This is a genomic window from Streptomyces jeddahensis (assembly GCF_001642995.1).
In the GTDB taxonomy this organism is placed as follows: Bacteria; Actinomycetota; Actinomycetes; order Streptomycetales; family Streptomycetaceae; genus Streptomyces; species Streptomyces jeddahensis.
Genome location: NZ_LOHS01000200.1, coordinates 1 through 20,773 on the forward strand (window position 1 = coordinate 1; position 20,773 = coordinate 20,773).

Below are 20,773 nucleotides of genomic sequence, written 5' to 3' on the forward strand. Positions count from 1 at the left end.
ATGCCGGTGACGAAGCCGCCGCCGACTATCTCCGCGTTGCGGAAGGTGTAGGGCGCGCGCCGGACCTTCCCGGCCGTGAGGGCGGAGGCAGCGGAGGGGGCGAGCAGGGGGAGTGCGGCCGAGGCCGCGCCTGCGGCAAGCAGTCCTCGCCGGGAGAGGTGCGGGACAGAAGACATAGAGGGTCTTACCTTTCTGGTGTGGGTCCTGTGCAGGGTCAGCGGTCCCAGCGGCTCTGGGGGAGTTAGCCGGAGAGGAGCGGAAGGTGTCGGCGGTGGCGCAGCACCGCCGCGCCCAGGGGGAGCGTCAGCCCGTGCCGGCCGATCGGTTCGTCCATGAGCAGGTCGCGGTCGGTGACGGGGAGGTGGGACGCAAGCCGGGGATCACGGGGTTGGCCGCACGGGCGGCCTGGCGGGCCCGGTTGATCCTGGCCTGGCGCATGAGCTCGTCGTCCTCCTTCCAGACCGGCTCGTCCCACTGCTCGGGGTTGTAGTCCCCGCCGAAGGCGAGGCCGCCCAGGCGGTCGGTGATGCTGCGTGCCGTCATGACGGTTCCTTGGGTACGGAGAGGCGCGCGGTGCTCTGACGGGCCGTCAGAATTGGTCTGGGCAGAAGGCGCCCAGGGTCACTCCCTTGGCGGCCTGCCCCACCGGGGTCGGGGCTCCTCGCAGGACGGCCGCTGTGCCCGCGTCGTTTCCGGGACGGCCATCGTTGCCGTGCCGCGGCGGCCCTCTTTCGTGTTCGCGCCCGTGCGCCGCTGTCCGCCGCCTCCGCAGGCGGACAGCAGCGGGGCCAGTGTGGCGGCTCCCGCGACCGAGTCGGCTGCGCTGACGAAGGTTCTGCGGTTCAACTCATGACTCATGGCGGCGGCCCTTCCCTGGGCGAGCGTCGAAGCGCTTCACTAGGCGGTGTGAAAGGTAATAGACGTGTTTCTCGCGAAACAAGAGGCGTAAAGCGAGAAGCTTTCTCTGTTTGGCCCATTGACAGCCCGTCAGGCGGGTGACACCGTCGAGGCGCTTCGACAATGTGCTTCAAACCATCCCGACAGACCGCGCCCGCCCGCCGAGGGGGTTGTGCCGTGGGCTCTGCGTCCCGCTCCACCGCCGACCGGCTCCGTTCTGCGGCCGCGAGTTGTTGTTGCGCAGGCGCATCGACGAGCTGCTCGAGCGGCTCACGCACGACGAGCGGCTCGCGCTGCTGCGCCAGGTCGCAACTCCGTTCCTGAATCGGAACCTATTGAAGGTGTGGGAGGCTCACGAAACTTTCTGACAAGAGATGCCTGCGTGGGCGGCGGGGTCAGTGCCGGGCGAACTGGACCTGGGTCGGTTGCACGACGTTGGGCCGCAGCGCGATCCCGGTGATGGTCAGCCGTTCTCCGTAAATGTCCGTGATTCTGATCGAGCTGCCGCACCCGCTGCCGTCGGCGGAAATGAAGTAGTTGTAGTCGGTGCGGGGCAGCCGCCGCCAGCCGTCGGTGGTGCGGACCTCCAGTCGTGCGACCGGATTCCGGTGGCCGATCGCCTGGATGCCGCACCAATAGCGGCTGGACCCGGTCTTGTACCGGATGGACATCGTGTCGGACGTGCCGGGGCTCAGCAGCTCCCAGGTGATCGGGATCCGGCCGGCCTTGAGGTCGGCGAGTTTCGCGAAGGCCTGTTGGCTGAGGTCGAGTTGCCCGGGTGCGCAGGGCAGAGGGCATTCGTTGGTGATCCGCACCGTGATCGACTTGCCGTTCGCCGCGCGGACGAGCACGTACGCGCCGCACGCCTTGGACGTCTCGTAGTCAGTGGTGTTCATCGCCGCGATCATGAGGTCGTCGCTCGGGCCGAACAGGCAGGCGCCGTCTCCGTTACCGGCCTCGTAGGCGGTGGCGACCCCACGGTAGGTCGTCTCGGGCCGAATCCGCCCCGCCAGCGATGCCGTGGTGGACGCCGTTCGCGGGGGCCGCGGGGTGGCTGTGGCCGACGGTCGTGCTGCCGCGGTGGTCGCAGCGGCCGTCGGCGTCGGGGTGCCGGTCGCGGTGGACGTCCCCGACGCGGTCGGGGTGCCCGTCTCGGTCGCGGTGGTGGCTTTCACCTGGGTGGTGGCGACGGGCGTGGCCGCGCCCCGCCCTGCATCCGCCGTGCGGTCGGGGAGCAACCCCATGACCAGGTAGGCGAGAACGCCCGCGGCGGTCAGTGCCACGGTGGCGCCCAGCATGAGCCTGCGCCTGTGTCTGCGCTGCCGCGCGGCCTGCCTCGCTGTCTTCATTGCCTGTCCGTTCGCAAGATCGAGCCGTTGGTGCACTGCTCAGTGACCGCACGAAGCGAAAAGGTTGCCGGCGATTTGTCACGGGGGAGTGGCCGAGTTCCCAGGAGGGCGGATACGGGCGGGTTCGTGCCTCCCCGGCCCTTGAGGCAGTGGGGAGCACCACGATCTGGGCCCGCCACCGTTCACCCCATGCGGTGTCGAGCCGTGTTGCCCTCGTCGAGCGCCGTCCTGATGCGGGCGACAGCGTGACGGCGGCTGCGGAAGCGTACGAGAATCACGCCACCGCAGCCGCCCGCACGTCCCGAGAATCAGAGGGCCATGAAGGTCCACAGCAGGTTAGTGCTGCTGCCGTAGGTCCACTGCTTGGTGACGGAGCCCGAGTCGACGTTGCCGCCGCCGTCGAGGACCAGACCGGTGGTGCGGTTGGCGATCGAGTAGCTGTCGCCGCCCCGGTGGGTGATCTTCCACTGCTGGTTGGTGCCGCCGTTCCAGGCGGCCTGTCGAGCCGGAGAGCCGTCGGTGGTGGCACCCCAGCCGTCGGCGACCATGCCGTTGGTGCGGTTGACCAGCCGGTAGTAGCCGCCTCCCACCGCCTCCGCCTGCCACTGCAGGTTGGGACTGCCGTCCCAGGTCCACTGCTTGAGGTTGGACCCGGAGGCCACGTTGCCGCCGCTGTCCAGGGCAAGGCCGTTGGTGGCGTTGGTGATCCGGAAGTACGTCGCCGGGTTGAACTGGACCCTCAGCGAGGTGATCTGGTCGTTGTTGCCGGTGACCCGCAGGTCGGGGTTCTCGGCGGTGAACGTCCAGGAAGTGCCGGTGAAGTTGTCTCCGGAGTAGCCGATCACCCGGTAACCGGGGGCCGGCCGGAGGGAGGAGAGGGTGCGCGCGCCCAGTCCGGCCGCGGTCAGGTCGGCGGCGGTGTAGTCGCCGACGGTGAACACGGCGGCGTTACCGGTGTAGTTGACGTCCGTGAAGGCGACAGCGCCGGCGAGTGGCCGAAGCGCTGGGATCGTGCCGGAGAAAGCGAGCTTCAGGACGTAGGCGCCCGCACTGTACGGCGCCGACGAGGGGAGGGTGACCGTGAGGCCGGAGGCGTTCTGGTTCGGCGTGGGCAGGTCGATGTAGGTGCCGGCGGTGGAGCCGAGGAGCTTCACCGAGGACATCGACGAGAGGTTGATCCGGTCCGAGCTGAGGGTCTTGATCGTCAGCGAGCTGCCGGGCCAGCCCAGGACGGTGGCGTACAGGACGTTGTTGGCCTTGTTGCGGGTGAAGCGGATGTCCTGTGCCGTACCGGCATGCGGGGTGGTGAACGAGCCGCCGCCCATCTTCGTCGGGCCCTCGCCGTACGCAGTCCAGGCGCGGGTCGCGTACACCGACTCGCCGAAGCGCTTCAGGTGGTCTCCGATACCGAGCAGGATGTCCTTCTGCGCCTGGGGGATGGTGCCGTCGGCCATCGGCGCGATGTTCAGCAGTACGTTGCCGTTCTTGCTGACCCGGTCGATGAACGAATGCAGCATCTGCTGGATGGTGTAGTAGCCGATGCCCTGCGTGTAGCACCAGCTGCTGCTGGAGATGCTGTCGTCGGTCAGCCAGTACGGGGTGGTGAGGTCGGCCGGGCCGCCGCGCTCGTAGTCGAAGACCTCGCCCTTGCCGTTCATGCCGTCCTTGTACGTGGCGACGACCTCACGGCCCCAGCTGTTCGCCTGGTTGTAGTAGTACGCCAGGAAGTTGAGGCGCTGTTGCTCGTCGACGGCGTCCAGGTTGAAGTCCTGCCACAGGATGTCGGGCTGGGCGCGGTCGATGACCTCCTTGAGCTTGTCGAACCAGAGCTGGTTCGCCGCGGCCGGCTCCAGCTGCCCGTAGAGCTTCTTGAGGCTGGGGTCCGCCTGGGCGGGGACATGCTCGTAGAAGCCGGTGAAGTTGTACGCGTGGTGCATGGCCACCAGCAGCTTCAGGCCCTTGGCGCGGATGGCCGTGGAGAAGAGCCGCAGCAGGTCAAGACCCGGGCCCTTGTCCACCGAGTTCCACTCGTTGACCTGGCTGTCCCACATGGAGAAACCGTCATGGTGCTCGGCGACCGGGCCGGCGAACCTGGCGCCGGCGTCGACGAACAGCTGCACCCACTCATCGGGGTCGAACTTCCCGCCGGCCGACTTCAGCTTCGGCGCGAACTCCACGAAGTTGCCCGCCAGGTCCTGAGCCCCGTTGATGAAGTTGTGGTACGGCCAGGCCGATGGCTGGCCGTAGGTCGCGATGTGGTGCTGGTTGGCGTTGCTGCCCGCCTGGTACATGTTGCGCGGGTACCACTCGTTGTCGAAGGCGGGGACGCTGAAGGCACCCCAGTGGAAGTAGATCCCGAACTTCGCGTCCTGGAACCACTCCGGGGCGGGCGGGTGCTGGTCGACCGAATTCCAGTCCGGCGTGTACGTACTGGGCGCCGCCTGGGCCACGCCGGCGCTGAACCCACCTCCGGCGGCGGCCGCCGCGGCCACGCAGGTGGCGCCGGCCACGAACTGGCGTCTGTTGATCGAACTCGACATGGACACATCCCTGGTGCGGAAGGGGACAAGGGGTATGGAGGGGTACGAGTCGGTGTAACTGCTGTGTCTGGGGCGCGCCTTGTTACGCATGAAGGTCCGCCATGTCTCCCTGGGATGTCAACGGGCGTGCAGGGATGAAAAGCACGGGACGGCCAGGCATCTTGCCCAACTTGCAGCACATTTGATGCGTATTGCGACCTGCCAAACATGGCATGTCTGGAAGGTCTCAGTGGCTGATTCGAGCCATCGAGCACCGAAGATTGATGGGATGGATCTTGCATCCGAGGTACTCTCCTCGCTCTTGGGTTGACTGTGAACTGGTGGTTTTCTTCGATGACTGAACGAGGACTAGACAGCACATCAAGAGCGCCTCTATAAACATCCCATCTCTGCTGAGTGGCGATACGCAGATGTCGTCGAGGCGAAACATCTCCCGCTACGGGACCGGCGCGAGGAAGCACCGATGAGACTCAGAACCGCCCTCTGTTCCGTCGTCTCCACCCTGTCCGCACTGGCGCTGCTCAGTGCGTGCGGCAGCGGCTCCACCACCTCGCCGTCGGCGAGTGACACGCCGCTGGTCGGCGTCGACTACCCGCGCTCCGACACCGACTTCTGGAACTCCTACATCAAGTACACGCCCCAGTACGCCAAGGAGCTGGGCCTGGACCTGAAGACCACCAACTCCCAGAATGACGTCGCCAAGCTCACCGCCAACGCGCAGACCTTCATCAGCCAGGGCGTCAAGGGCCTCGCGATGGCCCCGCAGGACACCGCCGCCATCGCCCCGACCCTCGCGCAACTGGAGGCGAAGAAGATCCCCGTCGTCACCGTCGACACCCGCCCCGACACCGGCAAGGTGTTCATGGTCGTACGCGCCGACAACCGCGCCTACGGCGAGAAGGCCTGCCAGTACCTCGGCACCAAGCTCGGCGGCAAGGGCAAGGTCGTCATGCTCCAGGGTGACCTGTCCTCCATCAACGGCCGTGACCGCACCGAGGCGTTCAACGACTGCATGAAGAAGAACTACCCGGACATCAAGGTGTTCGGGGAAGCCACCAACTGGGACGGCGCCGTCGCCGCGCAGAAACTCCAGACGCGCCTGACCCAGCACCCGGACATCAAGGGCGTCTACATGCAGTCCAGCTTCGCCCTGTCCGGCACGCTCCAGGTCCTCAAGCAGAGGGGCCTGTTGGTGGACCCGAAGGACAAGAAGCACGTGTTCGTGGTGTCCAACGACGGCATCCCCGAGGAGCTCAAGTCCATCGCCGAGGGCAAGATCGACGCCACGGTCTCGCAGCCGGCCGACCTCTACGCCAAGTACGCCCTGTACTACCTCAAGGCCGCGATCGACGGAAAGACGTTCAAGCCCGGCAAGACCGACCACGACAGCACCATCATCCAGGTCCGCGACGGCCTTCTCGAGGACCAGCTCTCCGCCCCGCTCGTCACCGCCGACGGCGGCACCTACGGCGGCGTGCCGAGCGTGAAGAGCGACGACAAGTCGCTGTGGGGCAACAACCTCGGCTGATCCCTCGCCCGGAAAGCAACGGTTCACGAAAACAAGGCGGTTGAGATGAGCGACGGGGAGCGAGCAGTCACTCCCGCGCCCGCCCCGGCGGACGACGGGCGGGTCCCCTCGGACCCGCCCGTCGTCGAGGCGATGGGCATAGTCAAACGATTCGGTCCGACGGTCGCGCTGAACGGCGCCCGGATCACCATCAGGCCCGGCGAGACCCACGCGCTCGTCGGCCGCAACGGAGCCGGCAAGTCGACCCTGGTGTCGGTCCTCACCGGCCTTCAGGCCCCCGACGAGGGAACGGTGACCTTCGGCGGCGAGCCGGCCCCCCGGCTCAGTGACCGGGACGCCTGGCGGCAACGTGTGGCCTGCGTCTACCAGAAGTCGACGATCATCCCCACGCTGACCGTCGCCGAGAACCTCTTCCTGAACCGGCACGACCACGGACGCCACCGGCTCATCAGCTGGCAGGCCACCCGTCGCCGCGCACAGGACCTGCTGTCGACCTGGTCGGTGGACGTCGACCCGCAGACCCCGGCCGGTGACCTGAGCGTCGAGCAGCGGCAGTTCGTCGAGATCGCCCGGGCGCTGTCCTTCGGGGCGCGGTTCATCATCCTCGACGAGCCGACCGCCCAGCTCGACGGGGCTGCCATCAGCCGCCTCTTCGGCCGCATTCGCGACCTGCAACGCCAGGGCGTCACCTTCCTGTTCATCAGCCACCATCTCCAGGAGATATACGAGATCTGCGACATGGTGACGGTGTTCCGCGACGCCCGGCACATCGTGACCGCGCCGGTCGCGGAACTGGGCCACGCCGACCTCGTCGCCGCCATGACCGGCGAGGCGGCGGCCGACCGGCGCGAGGAACGTGCGAGCACCCTCGACCCCGGCGCCACGGCCGCACTGAGTGTCCGCGCGCTGCGCGGTGACGGGTATGACGACGTCAGCTTCCAGGTCGGGGCCGGCGAGATCGTCGGCCTTGCAGGCGCCGCCGGCAGCGGGCGCACCGAGGTCGCCGAGACCGTCGTAGGGCTGCGTACGGCAGCGGCGGGCGAGGTGGAGATCGCCGGGAACCGTCCCCGGCCGGGCAGTGTGCCAGCGGCGCTCGCCGCCGGCGCCGGGTTCGTCCCCCAGGACCGGCACCACCAGGGCTTCGTTCCCGACATGTCGATCGCGGACAACGCCACACTGTCCATTCCGAAGCGGCTGGGCCCCAAGGGGTTCCTGAACCGCAGCCGCCGGGACCGGCTGGCCGAGGGCCTGATCGACAACCTCGCGATCAAGACTCCCGGTCCCGAACTGCCCGTCTCCTCCCTGTCCGGAGGCAACCAGCAGAAGGTCGTCATGGCCCGCGCCCTGGCCGACGACCCGAGACTGCTGGTCCTGATCAGCCCGACCGCGGGCGTGGACGTGCGCTCCAAGGAGTTCCTCCTGAGCAAGGTCGAGGAGACCGCGGAGACCGGCACCGGAGTGCTCATCGCCTCCGACGAACTCGACGACCTGCGCATGTGCGACCGGATCCTGGTGATGTTCCAGGGCCGTGTGACCTCAGAGATCGCCCGCGGCTGGCACGACCACGACCTCGTGGCCGCGATGGAAGGAGTGGACCTCCATGCCTGAAACCGTCCTCGCGGACACCGCCGCGGCCAAGGGCGCGGAGCCGGAGCCCAGGCGGACCGCACTGCTCGGCGGCCGGATACCCCTGGCCCGCCTGCGCGACCTGGCGCTCGTCCCGGCCATCGTCGTCATCGCGATCGTCGGACAGATCGTCAACCCGGTCTTCCTGCAGGCCGACAACCTCATCAACGTCCTGCAGACCATGTCCGAGATCGCCCTGCTGGTCCTCGCCCAGACGATGGTCCTGATCGTCAAGAAGATGGATCTGTCGCTGGAGTCCACCATGGGCCTCGCGCCCGGCGTCGCGGCCTGGCTGGTGGTGCCGGCCGGCGCGGGCCACGGACTCGGACTGCTCCCCGGCGCGTGGGCCGTCCCCGTCACGCTCGCCGTGGGGCTGCTGGTCGGCGTGCTCAACGCCCTGCTGATCATCCGCTTCGGCCTCAACGGCTTCATCGTCACCCTTGGCATGCTGATCGTGCTGCGCGGTGTCCTCACGGGCATCTCCGGCGGCCAGACCTTCTTCCAGCTGCCGCCGTCGATGCTCTACCTCGGCACGGCGGAATGGTTCGGGATGCCCGCGTCCATCTGGATCTGCCTGGTGCTGTTCGCCGTCGCGATCGTGGTGCTCGGCTGGACCAGCTTCGGGCGCTCGCTGTACGCCATCGGCGGCAACGTCGACGCCGCGAAGGCGGCCGGCATCCGCACCGACCGGGTGCTGTGGATCGTCATCGTCACCGGCAGCGTGCTCGCCGCCCTCGCCGGGCTGATGCTCTCCGGACGCCTGGCTTCGGTCGCCTCGGCGCAGGGCAACGGCTACATCTTCACCGTCTTCGCCGCCGCCGTCATCGGCGGGATCAGCCTCAACGGCGGCAAGGGCACCATGTTCGGGGCGTTCAGCGGCATCCTGCTGCTGTTCATGATCCAGAACGTGCTCACCCTCGCTGGCGTCCCCGCGCAGTGGATCGGCGCCCTCAACGGCCTGATCATTCTGGTCGCCCTGACCATCTCGCGCATCACGGGCGGCAAGGTCCAAGACTGAACCGGGCGGCCGTCCAGGCCGCCCGTCACCCTCTGCCGCCCCACGTCTCGTCGCAAGGGGCCGTACCGCCCCTGCCGTCACAGGAGTTGCCGCCATGTCATCCGCCCTGTCCGCTTCCCCGGCCTCTGCCCGCATCACCGCCCTGGACGTGCTGGACGTGCGTTTCCCGACGTCCGAGCACCTGGACGGGTCGGACGCGATGAACCCCGAACCCGACTACTCCGCCGCCTATGTCGTCCTGCGCACCGACGCCGGCGACGGACTGGAGGGCCACGCCCTGGCCTTCACCACCGGCCGCGGCAACGACGTGCAGGCCGCCGCCATCGCGGCCCTCGCCCCGCACGTGGTGGGCCTCTCGGTCGAAGAAGTCTGCGCCGACCTCGGCGCGTTCTCCCGCTCCCTCGTCCACGACCCCCAACTGCGCTGGCTCGGACCGGAGAAGGGCGCCATCCACATGGCCACCGGCGCGGTCGTCAACGCCGCCTGGGACCTGGCGGCCAAGCGGGCTGGAAAGCCCGTATGGCGCTTCCTCGGCGAGATGTCCCCGGAGGAACTGGTCGCACAAGTCGACTTCCGCTGGCTCAGTGACGCCCTCACCCCCGAGGAGGCCCTGGAGATCCTGCGCCGCGCCGAGCCCGGCCGCGAACAGCGCATCGGTCACCTGCTCGACCGGGGCTACCCCGCCTACACCACCACGCCCGGCTGGCTCGGCTACTCCGACGAGAAGCTGGCCCGCCTCGCCCGCGAGGCCGTCGCCGACGGCTTCACGCAGATCAAGCTGAAGGTCGGAGCGTCCCTGGAGGACGACGTACGGCGCATGCGCACCGCCCGCGAGACGGTCGGCGACGGCATCCGCATCGCGGTGGACGCCAACCAGAGATGGGACGTCCAGCCCGCGATCGACTGGATGAGCGCGCTGGCCCCCTACCAGCCGTACTGGATCGAGGAGCCCACCTCACCCGACGACATCCTCGGCCACGCCGCCGTCCGCCAGGCCGTCAGGCCCATCAAGGTCGCCACCGGCGAGCACATCGCCAACCGGGTCGTCTTCAAGCAGCTCCTTCAGGCCGGCGCGGTGGACATCGTGCAGATCGACTCCGCGAGAGTCGGCGGCGTCAACGAGAACATCGCGATCCTTCTGCTCGCCGCGAAGTTCGGAGTGCCGGTCTGCCCGCACGCGGGCGGCGTGGGCCTGTGCGAGATGGTCCAGCACCTGTCGATGTTCGACTACGTCGCCGTCTCCGGCACCCTCGAGGACCGGGTGATCGAGTACGTCGACCACCTGCACGAGCACTTCGTCGACCCGGTGCGCATCGCCGACGGCCACTACCTGGCGCCGGAGCGTGCCGGGCTGAGCGCGCAGATGCATCCCGAGACCCTCAAGGAGTACGCCTACCCCGACGGACCCGTCTGGACCGCCCGTGGCTGACGCCCAGCCCTCATCGACGCCCTGGTCTGCGTCCTCGCCGGCCGATGGAACCGCTGCCGCCACCGTGGAGGAACTCCTGGACGGCTGCTCCGGCCCCGAGATCCATGCGGTGCTCGCCGGCACCGCGACGGCCTTCCACCACCTGACGCCTGCCCCGATGAAGGAGGGGACTCCGTGCTCCTGACGGAACTGCTGCACCCCGGAATCCTCGAAGCCCTGGCCGGGTCCGGCCACGGCGCCCGCGTCCTGCTCGCCGACGGCCACTACCCCGCCAGTACGGCCACCGGCGAGTGGGCCAGAACCGTGCACCTCAACCTGAGGCCGGGCGTACTGGACGTCACCACCGTGCTCGACGTCCTCCTGCGGGCGATCCCCGTGGAGTCGGCACAGGTGATGGTGCCGCCCGAGGGCGAACCGGAACCGCCGGCCATCGCCGAGTACCGCGCCCGGCTGGCGCCCGCCCCGGTGGAGACGCTGGGCCGGTTCGAGTTCTACGACGCCGCACGATCATCCGACCTGGCGCTGGCGATCGTCACCGCCGACATCCGTACGTACGCCAACCTGCTGCTGACCATCGGCGTCCGCGCTGAAGGGACCCTGACCCCACGATGACACTCGCAGTCCGCTACACCGCCGCCCGCACCCTGGACACCGCTCCCGCCGAGACCTCCGCTCCCGGACCCGGCGAGGTGGAGCTGGCCCCCGCGTACGTCGGTATCTGCGGCACCGATCTGCACATCTTCCACGGTGACATGGACGCCCGGGTGTCCGCGCCCGCCGTCCTGGGACACGAGATGTCCGGCCGCGTCGTACGCGTCGGCCCGGGCGTGGAGGGCTGGCGGCCCGGTGACGCGGTCACCGTGATGCCGCTGCGCTGGGACGACACCTGCCCGGCCTGCCGTGCGGGCCATCAACACATCTGCCAGCACCTGGACTTCATCGGCATCGATTCCCCGGGTGCGATGCAGCAGCGCTGGGTCGTGCCCGCCTCGACGCTCATCCGGCTGCCCGGCTCCCTTCCCCTGGACCGGGCCGCGCTGGTCGAGCCGACGGCGGTCGCCGTGCACGACGTGGGCCGGGCCGGGTTGCGAGATGGCGAGAAGGTCGTGGTGGTCGGCGGCGGCCCCGTCGGCATCCTCATCGCGCTGGTCGCGCGGGCCGCGGGTGCCGAGGTGCGGGTGGTGGAGCTGAGCGCCCACCGTCGGCTGCTCGCCGAGGAGTTGGGGCTGACGGCGTGGAATCCGGTCGACGACGACGTGCCGGAGCTGGTGCGGCAGTGGACCGGGGACGCGGGCGCGGACGTCGCCTTCGAGGTGTCCGGCGCGGCGGGCGGCGTGGACACGGCGGTGGACGTGCTGGGGGTGCGCGGTCGTCTCTGCCTCGTCGCCATCCACCCCCGTCCCCGCGAGGTCAACCTGCACCGCTTCTTCTGGCGCGAACTCACCCTCGTGGGCGCCCGGCTGTACGACCGCTCCGACTTCGAGAAGGCGGTGACCCTGGTCGCCGACGGGACCATTCCGGCCGAGCGGCTGATCAGCAAGGTCGTGCCGCTCACGCAGGCGCCCGCCGCCTTCGAGGCCCTGGAGGGCGGCGGTGACGTGATGAAGATCCTCGTGGAGTGCACCGACGACGCCCAGGGAGCCGCCGTATGACCGCCTTCGACCTCATCGGAAAGCTCGCCGTCGTCACCGGAGCCCGGCGCGGCATCGGCCGAGCCATGGCCCGCGCTCTCGCCGGGGCCGGCGCAGACATCATCGGCGTCAGCGCCTCGCTGGAGGAGTCCGGCAGCGCGGTGGAGAAGGACGTCCGCGCCGCGGGGCGTACGTTCGAGGCGATCCGGACCGACTTCGCCGATCCGGAGGCCGTACGGGCCCTGGGCTCGGATCTAGCCGGGCGGGAGCGGCCGGTGGACATCCTGGTCAACAACGCGGGGACGATCCGCCGCACTCCGGCCGCCGAACACAGTGACGCGGACTGGGAGTTGGTGCTCCAGGTCAACCTCAACGCGCAGTTCGCGCTGAGCCGTGCGGTCGGCGCGGCGATGGTGGCCCGCGGCCAGGGGAAGGTCATCTTCACGGCGTCGCTGCTCAGCTTCCAGGGCGGCATCACGGTCCCCGGCTACACCGCCGCCAAGCACGGCATCGCCGGACTGACCAAGGCGCTGGCCAACGAGTGGGCCCCGCACGGCGTGAATGTCAACGCCATCGCGCCCGGCTACATCGCCACCGACAACACCCAGGCACTGCAGGACGACCCGGTGCGCAGCAAAGCGATCCTGGACCGCATCCCGGCCGGCCGCTGGGGCGACGCCGACGACCTGGCGGGCGCCACGGTGTTCCTCGCCTCGGACGCCGCCGCCTACGTCCACGGCGTCGTCCTGCCCGTCGACGGGGGATGGCTCGGCCGATGACCGGCACCGACCTGGCCGCCGTACTGGCCGGAGCCCGTCTCCTGCCCGTGCTGACCGTGCCGTCCACGGCGACCGCCGGCCTCCTGGCCGACGCCGTCGCGGCGGGCGGTGCCCGGTGCGCCGAGGTCACCTTCCGCACCCCGGTCGCCGAGCGGGTGCTCAAAGAGATGGCCGCCCACGGCGGCCTGGCCCTCGGCAGCAGTTGGATGGCCACCACCGACCACCTTCGGCGGGGCGACTACGAGGACATCCGCCGACTGACCGCCGAGGCGGTGGAGAGGAGCATGACGTGATCGACGTGGTGGCCCTCGGCGAGGTGATGCTGCGCTTCGACCCGGGCGAGGGTCGGATCCGCACCGCCCGTTCCTTCCAGGTCTGGGAGGGCGGCGGCGAGTACAACGTCGTCCGCGGACTGCGCCGCTGCTTCGGCATGCGGACAGCCGTCGTGACCGCTCTCGTCGACAACGCGGTGGGCCGACTGGTGGAGGACCTGATCCTGCAGGGCGGCGTCGACACGTCGCTGATCCGCTGGGCGTCCGACGACGGCATCGGCCGCACCGCCCGCAACGGCCTCAACTTCGTCGAACGCGGCTACGGCATCCGTGGCGCGCTGGGCGTCAGCGACCGCGCGCACACCGCCGTCTCCCAGCTGCGCAAAGGGGATGTCGACTGGGACGCCGTGTTCTCGGCCGGGGTGCGCTGGTTCCACACCGGCGGTGTCTTCGCCGGTCTGTCCGACACCACGGTGGACGTCGCGGATGAGGCCATGGCCGCGGCCCGCCGCCATGGTGTCACCGTCTCGTACGATCCCAACTACCGCCCCAGCCTGTGGGCCGGCCGGGGCGGCGCCGACGCCGCCCGCGGGGTCGACCTGCGCCTCGCGCGGCACGCCGACGTCGTGGTGGGCGCCCTGGGCCTGGCCGGGACGTACCCGGGCGACGTGCGGGTCAGTGCCGACGAGGTGCCCGACGCACTCGCCTCCGTCGCCGTCCTCCTGCCCGACGCGAAGGTATTGGCGACGACCCTGCGCGAGGTCCCCTCGGCCGGCGTCAACGACTGGTCCTCGGCCGCCTGGTCCGCCGAAACCGGCTTCGTCACCGGCCCACGGATGCCCGGCCTGCAGGTCCTGGACCGCATCGGCTCCGGCGACGGATTCGCCGCCGGCCTGATCCACGGACTGCTCAGCGACGTCGGCCTGGAGCGCGCCCTGGCCTACGGCACCGCCCACGGCGCGCTCACCATGACCACGCCCGGAGACGTCTCCATGGCCTCGCTCGCCGAGGTCGAGGCGCTCATCGCGGGCGCCTCGGCCCACGTCAGACGCTGACCGGTGCCCCCATCGCCCGTATCCCAGGAGCACGTCTTGCACCAGCGGAAGATCCAGAACACGTCCGTCTCCGTCACCGAGCTCGGCTTCGGGGCGTCAGTGATCGGCAACCTGTACCGCGTCACTCCGGTGGAGGAGGCGACGGCCGCCGTCGATACGGCCTGGGAGGCCGGCATACGGTACTTCGACACAGCACCGCACTACGGCCTCGGCCTCTCCGAACGCCGCCTGGGCGCCGCCCTGCAAGGCCGCCCGCGCGAGGAGTACGTCATCTCCTCCAAGGTGGGCAGGCTGCTCGTGCCCAACGAAGAGCCACGCGGCGTCGACACCTGGGGCTTCGTCGTACGGGACGACCTGCGCCGGCAGTGGGACTTCAGCCGGGACGGCGTGCTCCGCTCCATCGAGGACACGCTGGAGCGCACCGGCCTGGACCGCCTCGACATCGTCTACCTGCACGATCCGGACGACCACTGGCGGCAGGCGGCCGAGGAGGCCATGCCCACGCTCGCGGAGTTGCGCGACCAGGGCGTGATCGGCGCGATCGGCGCCGGCATGAACCAGTCGGCGATGCTCACCCGCTTCCTGCGCGAGACGGCCGCCGACGTGGTGATGCTGGCCGGTCGCTACACGCTCCTGGACCAGTCGGCGCTGGACGACGTCCTGCCCGCCGCGCGGGAACTCGGCAAGAGCGTGGTGGCGGTGGGCGTGTTCAACTCCGGACTGCTCTCCCGCGACCGGCCCGCCGAGGGCATGAAGTACGACTACCAGGACGCCCCGCCGGCTCTGGTCGCCCGCGCCCGGGAGATCGCCGAGGTCTGCGAGGCGCACGGCACCACCCTGCCCGCCGCCGCGATCGCCTTCCCGCGCACGCATCCCAGTATCATCAACGTCACTCTCGGCATGCGGACTCCGGAACAGGTCAGACGAAACGTGGAACTCCATGATCAGCGCGTACCCGACGGCCTCTGGGACAATCTCCGCACTCAGGGGCTGATCAGGTCGGACGTGCTCCCGGAGCACGGTGGGGGGAGGGATGCGCGATGTCTCTGACGGACAAGGCCATCGAGCAGATCCGTGAGCTGATCCGGACCGGTGCGCTGCCTCCGGGCTCGAAGCTACCGCCGGAGCCGGACCTGGCCGCCCAGCTGGGACTGTCCCGCAACCTCGCCCGGGAAGCGGTCAAGGCACTGGCCGTCGCGCGGGTTCTGGAGGTCCGGCGGGGTGACGGCACCTATGTGACCAGCCTGCAGCCGAGTCTGCTCCTGGAGGGGCTCGGCGGCGCGGTGGAGCTGCTGCAGGGCGACTCGGTCGCCCTGCAGGACCTCATGGAGGTACGGCGGCTCCTCGAACCGATGGCCACGGCCCTTGCCGCCACGCGGATTTCTGATGAGCAGTTGGCCGAGGTGAAGCGGCACTTGGACGCCATGCGCGAGGCCCGCGACGACGTCGAACGGCTCAACATCCACGACGCCGCCTTCCACCGTGCCGTCGTCTCGGCCACGGGCAACGAGACCCTCCTCACCCTCCTGGAGGGGATCTCCGGCCGCACCCTGCGCGCCCGCATCTGGCGTGGTCTGGTCGACGACAAGGCCGCGGGCCGCACCCTCGCCGAGCACGAGGCGATCTTCAACGCGCTGTCCACCCGTGACGCCGCCCTCAGCCAGGCCGCCGCACTGCTGCACGTGAGCAACACCGAGCAGTGGCTGAGGGAGCACCTGCGCTCGGGCGAACCCCTGCCCTTCGGGACGACAGGGCGGAAGTGAGGGGCGGCGCCGCCGGCCCAGATCAAAACACCTAGTCCCTCAAGATGCGCCATCGGTTGTCGGCGGTGCCGTTGTCCGAGTCCTGGACTGCGAACGCGCCGACGGCGGTGGAGTTGTTCGCGATGGCGAGCAACTTGCCGCTTGTCGAAGCGGCCCGAGGGGTAACAGGCCGCAGTTGTGGCTCACTGGGTGTAGAAGGTGGCGTCGGCCCGGTCGGTCGCCGTGCTCAGGGCCTGGACCCGCAGTAGGTAGTCGTAGTGGCGGATGTAGCGGCCCGGGAGGTTGTACGACTCGTACGAGACGCCGGCGGAGTCGGAGAGGCCGGCCCGGGCGGTGAAGGAGGCGTCACCGGCGAACAGCGACGTCCCGTCGTTCTTCTCCACCCACACCTCGTAGTTCTTGTGGCGCAGGAAGTAGCCGGGGAAGTTGGCCGACTCCAGGGAGACGGTGCCGCTGCCGGCGAGACCGGTGACCACGCGGAACTGCGAGTCGGCCAGCGGGGAGACGTTCGGCTCGATCCTGGCGCGGTACTCCCAGTGCCGGATGAACCGGTCGGGGAAGTTGTACGAGGAGAGTCGGATCGGGGTGAGGCCGTCGGCGACCGGGATGCCGAAGTCGGGTGTGCCGTCGGCCTTCCAGTAGATCTTCTGGACGCGGGTGCGGCGGTTGGGGTCGTTGAGCGGGGCACCGCTGATGTCCCTGTAGCTGCGGTCGTGGTACACGAGGATGTCCGACTTGCCGTCCTCGGAGACCGTGAACTGGTTGTGCCCGGGGCCGTACTGGCTGGTCGCGACGTTGCTGGCGAAGACCGGGTTCCCGGTCTTGGCCCACGACGACGCGCTCAGCAGGTCCGCGGAAGCGGACGCGGTCAGCAGGCCCATGCAGTAGTTGGCGTCCGTGGCGCTGGCCGAGAAGGTCATGAAGACCTTGCCGCCCCGCTGGATCACAGCCGGGCCCTCGTTGACCGTCTCGCCGCCGGCGGTCTCCCACGAGGCGGTCGGCCGGCTGATCATGACCGGGGTGCCGGTGATGGTCCACGGGCTGGACATCCGCGCTATGTAGATGTTGGTGCCGCGGCCGACGGCCGGGTCGTTCTGCGCCCAGGAGAGGTAGCGGGTGCCGTTGACGGCGAAGGTCGTCGCGTCCAGGGAGAAGGTGTCCAGCGGCAGTGCGATACGGCCCTTCTCCGTCCAGGGGCCCGTGATCGGGTTCGCGGCCGTGCACTCCAGGACGTAGGGCCGGATCCTCCAGATGTCGTTCGCGGCGCCGGCGGCGAAGTAGATGTACCACTTGCCGTCGATGAAGTGGATCTCCGGAGCCCAGATGTGGGCGCCCATCTCACCGGTGGCGTGCTTGGTCCAGATGGTCGTCTCGGCGGCGGACGTGAGTCCCTGGATCGTGGTGGCCCGGCGCAACACGATGCGGTCGTACGCCGGGACCGTGGCGGTGAAGTAGTAGAAACCGTCGGTGTGCTTGAAGATGTGCGGGTCGGCCCGCTGCTCGGCGATGGTGTTCGTGTACGTCACGCCGGGGGACGCGGGCACGGCGGCGTGGGCGGTGCCGCCCGAGACGCCGGTGACGGTGGCGGCGGCCGAGCCGGCGATCATGCCGAGGACCGTTCGGCGGGTGAGCTCAGGTCTCACGGAGGACTCCCTCTGGTGCTGATGGTGCGGAGATACCGTCTCTTCACACCTTTCCGGTATTTCGAACACCGTTCGTAAACTCGGCCAGAAGATAGGTCGTGCACCTGCCCAGGTCAACGCTTCTGTCACAAAAGCAATCCCTGGTGTCCGGGGCGCTTGGAGCACTCCCGAAAAGCGAGCCTGAGGAGCGGCATGTGCATGTCGGATGTATTGACGCACCCCGTTTCGCCCATTTATTGTCTGCCCGACCTTACGAACGACTTGCGATATGCCGAACAACTCGCCCGGCCGGACATCGAGTTGGCGGCGGAGGCGCCCCCGGCCGACCACCGGCTCCAGCATCGGCCTCAACAGTCATGTGGTCGAAGGCCCGGTTTGGAGGAAGTTCAGAGACCGCGATGAGTGGGCCCTCTACATCGACCACCTCAGCCAGAACGGCGTACGCGAATACAGGCCGATCCTGACGGCCAACCCGTTCAACGTCGGCACCTACCAGCTTCCGGCAACGACGGCACCACCCAGTTCGCCGCCGACGACCACCTTCTGCCAGGTCGCCGGGCTCGCCGACTCGAGCTGGTCGTCCTTCCAGTCGTACAACCACCCCGACCGCTACATCCGGCACTACGCCTACCAACTCCGCCTCGACCCGATCACCACCGCGACGGCCCGCAGCGACGCCACCTTCCGTGTGACGAGCTGACCCGACGCAGACAGGGTGACCGGATTGGCCAGGCGGCGCAGTCATGAGCCGCGTCAACGCATCAGGCGTACTTCGCGCAGCCGGATGGTGGTTGCCGGGCCGACCGCTTCGAACCGAACCTCGACGGGCCCGGCGGGACGGTCCGCGTCGAGTGGGAACACCTGGGAGAGTTCCTGGCCCTCGGGGCCGGCCGAGGGTGTGAGAGTGCCCAGCGCGTGTCCGTCGACCAGCACTCGGGTCGGACTGGCACCTCCGTCCGAGAGGTGGATCACCTGCAGGCCGGTGGCGGTGCCGTCCGGGTCTGTCAGGCGGTAGGACCACCATCCGGTGGCGGCTCGCCACCTCAGCCCGTCGGTGAGGCCCGACCATGTGTCCTGCCCTTCGAAACTGTGGTCGGTCTCGGGCTGTTGCTCGCCGGCGGCAACGGCGTCAACGGTTCGGTCGTGCAGCGTGAGTGTCGCTTCGTCGGCCGCGCGCAGCTCCGCCCGCCGCTCCTGGAGGCGCTCCGGTTCCGCCAGGGGGAAGTAAAGGTGGTAGCGGGAGTCGTGGATGCCGGCGAACGGGACGAGGGTGATGGACTCGCCCGCTTGTGCGTCCACGTGATCCAGGGCGAACGCCAACCGGTCCGGGGCGAGTCGGCGCACGCCGACCGCCGCATCGGAGGTGCTCCGGGCGAGCACGACGGGCAGGTGCTCCAGGGGGCGCAACGGGCCACTGGCGACGTGACCCATCCTGGAGTCGTCGGCGAAGAGCCCGACCAGGTCGGCCCTGTCGCCCTCGGCCGCGAGCACGCTGGGCCCGTAGCGGAACGACACCCATGGCGAGCCGTCGGGGAGCAGCTCGGCGCTGATGCGCGGGCGAAGGCGCATGGTGACCGTGTCCCCTTCGCGCCACTGCCGCTCGAGACGCACGTAGGTCAGGGGCTGTCCGTCTGCCCCGCCGTGCGTCGTGAGCGGGGCCGGATCTCCCTCGGGCGGCGCACCGTTGATATGGACGTGTGGCGTCCCCTCGTGCCAGCCGGGGACGCGTATGTGGATCGCCATCGGGGTGGCGGGAGCGCCGCGTACCACGAGTCTCACCTCGTCGTCGTAGGGGGCCGTCCCGGCCTGCTCCAGCACCAGGTTCTGTTCCGGCCGGCTCAGCCGGGAGGCGATGAAGAGATTGACGAACACGTCGTCGCCCTCGGTGGTGTACACCAGCTCGCCGTACTTCGCGTGGTTCTCCAGCCCGGTGCCGACGCAGCACCAGAAGCAGTTCTGGGGCGTCGACACCACGCGGTAGTGGCCCGGCCGCACCGGCGTGAAATACACCAGCCCGCCCTTCGGATGCACGGACGACAGGATGTGGTTGACCGTCGCGCGCTCGTAGTGGTCGAGCACTTCGGCGTCCGGCCGTTCGAGGAACAGCGTGCGGCTCAGCTTGAGCATGTTGTACGTGTTGCAGGTCTCCGGGCCCTCCGGCGACTCCAGCGCGGAGCTGAAGTCGTCGCGGGGGTGCAGGTGCTCGCGCACGGAGTTGCCGCCGAAGGAGAACGTCCGGTGCCTGGTCATGGTCTGCCAGAAGAACCGGGCGGCGTCCCGCAGGCCGGGGTCACGGGCGACCTCGCCGAGCCGCTGGTATCCGACGACCTTGGCGATCTGGGTGTTGGCGTGCATCCCGTCGAGGACGTCGCGGTGCTCACGCAACGGGCGCAGCAGGGACTGGTCGAGGAACCGCCGTGCCAGGGCGGCGTACCGGTCCATGCCGGTGACGTCCGCGAGGTCCGCCAGAACCTCGCACATCCCGCCGAACTCCGTGCGGAGCATGGCTTCATGGGTGTCGTCGTCCATCCCCGCCGCCACCTGGTCCCACCAGTCGGCCAGCCGTCGGACGGCGGTCAGGGCTAGCTCCGACCCGGCGTGCCGGTAGGCGTCCAGCAGGCCGGCGAAGAGCTTGTGCAGGTTGTACCACGGTACCCAGGCACCACCGAGCTCGAACGAGTCCCGCTTCACCTGCCCGGCGGCAACCCGCTGCCACAGCCGCACGCCGTCGGGGATGCCCCCGACGTAGCCGGTGCCCAGGGCGTCCTGGCACTCGACGACGCCCTGAACCAGACGATCGACCATGGCCATCGGCCGGGGATCGTCCGTCACCGTGCTCATGAGAGCGGCGCCCGACAGCGCGTGTCCGATGGTGTGTCCGTCGAGACCGGAGCTCTCCCAGTTGCCGTAGGACTCGGCAACCGGCGGTAGGCCGGCCTCGCGCCGCAAGGGCGCGAGGAGCCGGTCGGCGTCGAGAGACAGCAGGTAGTCGAGGGCGGTGGCCTGCGCGTCCAGGAACGGGCCGGGAAGAAGGCGTACCGCGCTGCGGGGGAGTGACTGCATACGTGCTCGTTTCCTTCGTTCGAACCTTGCGGGCCTGCAGCGGAGAGCATCGCGATGGATCGTGCGTGATCAGGAATCGCTCTCTTGACCGCCGTAAGCACTCAACAGCCGGTCGTATTCTGCCTGGGTGAGGGGAAGCACCGAGCCGTGCTTGGCTTCAGGGGGCAGTTGGTAGCTCTT

16 protein-coding genes and 2 pseudogenes are annotated in these 20,773 nt (G+C 69.3%); 13 read left to right on the forward strand and 5 right to left on the reverse strand.

All coding sequences use genetic code 11. The features are described from left to right. Positions 1 to 417: 417 nt before the first annotated feature. The 3 genes and pseudogenes from STSP_RS39855 to STSP_RS35315 form a co-directional block, all read right to left on the reverse strand. Positions 418 to 543, reverse strand: a pseudogene (locus STSP_RS39855) (beta-galactosidase); the annotation flags it as partial. Positions 544 to 1,292: 749 nt separating this feature from the next. Next, on the reverse strand, positions 1,293 to 2,246 hold the full coding sequence (locus STSP_RS35310) for an expansin EXLX1 family cellulose-binding protein (RefSeq protein WP_067285212.1): 954 nt from the start codon (positions 2,244 to 2,246) through the stop codon (positions 1,293 to 1,295). A 308-nt stretch (positions 2,247 to 2,554) separates the two neighbouring features. Further along, complete coding sequence (locus tag STSP_RS35315) at positions 2,555 to 4,786, reverse strand: alpha-L-fucosidase (protein WP_067285214.1); 2,232 nt, start codon at positions 4,784 to 4,786, stop codon at positions 2,555 to 2,557. A gap of 463 nt (positions 4,787 to 5,249) precedes the next feature. On the opposite strand from STSP_RS35315, the gene STSP_RS35320 reads away from it, so the two are divergent. The 12 genes from STSP_RS35320 (at position 5,250) to STSP_RS35370 (ending at position 15,887) form a co-directional block, all read left to right on the forward strand. Next, on the forward strand, positions 5,250 to 6,314 hold the full coding sequence (locus tag STSP_RS35320) for a sugar ABC transporter substrate-binding protein (protein ID WP_067285215.1): 1,065 nt from the start codon (positions 5,250 to 5,252) through the stop codon (positions 6,312 to 6,314). 45 nt (positions 6,315 to 6,359) lie between these two features. Continuing rightward, positions 6,360 to 7,922, forward strand: a complete 1,563-nt coding sequence (locus tag STSP_RS35325; RefSeq protein WP_067285217.1) for a sugar ABC transporter ATP-binding protein — start codon at positions 6,360 to 6,362, stop codon at positions 7,920 to 7,922. Beyond that, positions 7,915 to 8,958, forward strand: a complete 1,044-nt coding sequence (locus STSP_RS35330; RefSeq protein ID WP_067285219.1) for an ABC transporter permease — start codon at positions 7,915 to 7,917, stop codon at positions 8,956 to 8,958. Before STSP_RS35325 ends, STSP_RS35330 begins: the two co-directional genes overlap by 8 nt. Before the next feature lie 94 nt (positions 8,959 to 9,052). After that, the gene (locus STSP_RS35335; protein ID WP_078067768.1) at positions 9,053 to 10,387 is read left to right on the forward strand and encodes an L-fuconate dehydratase; all 1,335 of its coding nucleotides are present in this window, start codon (positions 9,053 to 9,055) and stop codon (positions 10,385 to 10,387) included. Further along, complete coding sequence (locus tag STSP_RS37990; protein WP_232789925.1) at positions 10,380 to 10,571, forward strand: hypothetical protein; 192 nt, start codon at positions 10,380 to 10,382, stop codon at positions 10,569 to 10,571. The genes STSP_RS35335 and STSP_RS37990 overlap by 8 nt, the downstream gene beginning before the upstream one ends. Further along, a complete protein-coding gene (locus STSP_RS35340; RefSeq protein ID WP_067285220.1) occupies positions 10,562 to 10,999 on the forward strand; it encodes an RbsD/FucU domain-containing protein in 438 nt (145 codons plus the stop codon). Before STSP_RS37990 ends, STSP_RS35340 begins: the two co-directional genes overlap by 10 nt. Further along, positions 10,996 to 12,039, forward strand: coding sequence for a zinc-dependent alcohol dehydrogenase (locus STSP_RS35345; RefSeq protein WP_067285222.1), 1,044 nt, complete (start codon positions 10,996 to 10,998; stop codon positions 12,037 to 12,039). Before STSP_RS35340 ends, STSP_RS35345 begins: the two co-directional genes overlap by 4 nt. Next, positions 12,036 to 12,797 (forward strand): SDR family oxidoreductase, encoded by a 762-nt coding sequence (locus STSP_RS35350; protein ID WP_067285224.1) that lies wholly within the window; start codon positions 12,036 to 12,038, stop codon positions 12,795 to 12,797. Before STSP_RS35345 ends, STSP_RS35350 begins: the two co-directional genes overlap by 4 nt. Next, the gene (locus STSP_RS35355; protein ID WP_078067769.1) at positions 12,794 to 13,090 is read left to right on the forward strand and encodes a beta/alpha barrel domain-containing protein; all 297 of its coding nucleotides are present in this window, start codon (positions 12,794 to 12,796) and stop codon (positions 13,088 to 13,090) included. Before STSP_RS35350 ends, STSP_RS35355 begins: the two co-directional genes overlap by 4 nt. Continuing rightward, positions 13,087 to 14,124, forward strand: a complete 1,038-nt coding sequence (locus STSP_RS35360; RefSeq protein WP_067285225.1) for a sugar kinase — start codon at positions 13,087 to 13,089, stop codon at positions 14,122 to 14,124. The genes STSP_RS35355 and STSP_RS35360 overlap by 4 nt, the downstream gene beginning before the upstream one ends. A gap of 36 nt (positions 14,125 to 14,160) precedes the next feature. Further along, positions 14,161 to 15,174, forward strand: a complete 1,014-nt coding sequence (locus STSP_RS35365; RefSeq protein ID WP_067285227.1) for an aldo/keto reductase — start codon at positions 14,161 to 14,163, stop codon at positions 15,172 to 15,174. Continuing rightward, positions 15,165 to 15,887: a FadR/GntR family transcriptional regulator gene (locus STSP_RS35370; protein ID WP_067285228.1), complete on the forward strand. Its 723-nt coding sequence runs from the start codon at positions 15,165 to 15,167 to the stop codon at positions 15,885 to 15,887. The genes STSP_RS35365 and STSP_RS35370 overlap by 10 nt, the downstream gene beginning before the upstream one ends. Positions 15,888 to 16,069: 182 nt before the next feature. Here the strand turns inward: STSP_RS35370 and STSP_RS35375 are convergent, their stop codons facing one another. Further along, on the reverse strand, positions 16,070 to 17,494 hold the full coding sequence (locus STSP_RS35375; protein ID WP_067285408.1) for a family 43 glycosylhydrolase: 1,425 nt from the start codon (positions 17,492 to 17,494) through the stop codon (positions 16,070 to 16,072). A 370-nt stretch (positions 17,495 to 17,864) separates the two neighbouring features. On the opposite strand from STSP_RS35375, the pseudogene STSP_RS35380 reads away from it, so the two are divergent. Further along, positions 17,865 to 18,230: pseudogene (locus STSP_RS35380) on the forward strand (AbfB domain-containing protein); the annotation flags it as partial. Positions 18,231 to 18,283: 53 nt separating this feature from the next. Here the strand turns inward: STSP_RS35380 and STSP_RS35385 are convergent. Beyond that, positions 18,284 to 20,593: a beta-L-arabinofuranosidase domain-containing protein gene (locus STSP_RS35385; RefSeq protein WP_067285232.1), complete on the reverse strand. Its 2,310-nt coding sequence runs from the start codon at positions 20,591 to 20,593 to the stop codon at positions 18,284 to 18,286. Between the last annotated feature and the right edge of the window lie 180 nt (positions 20,594 to 20,773).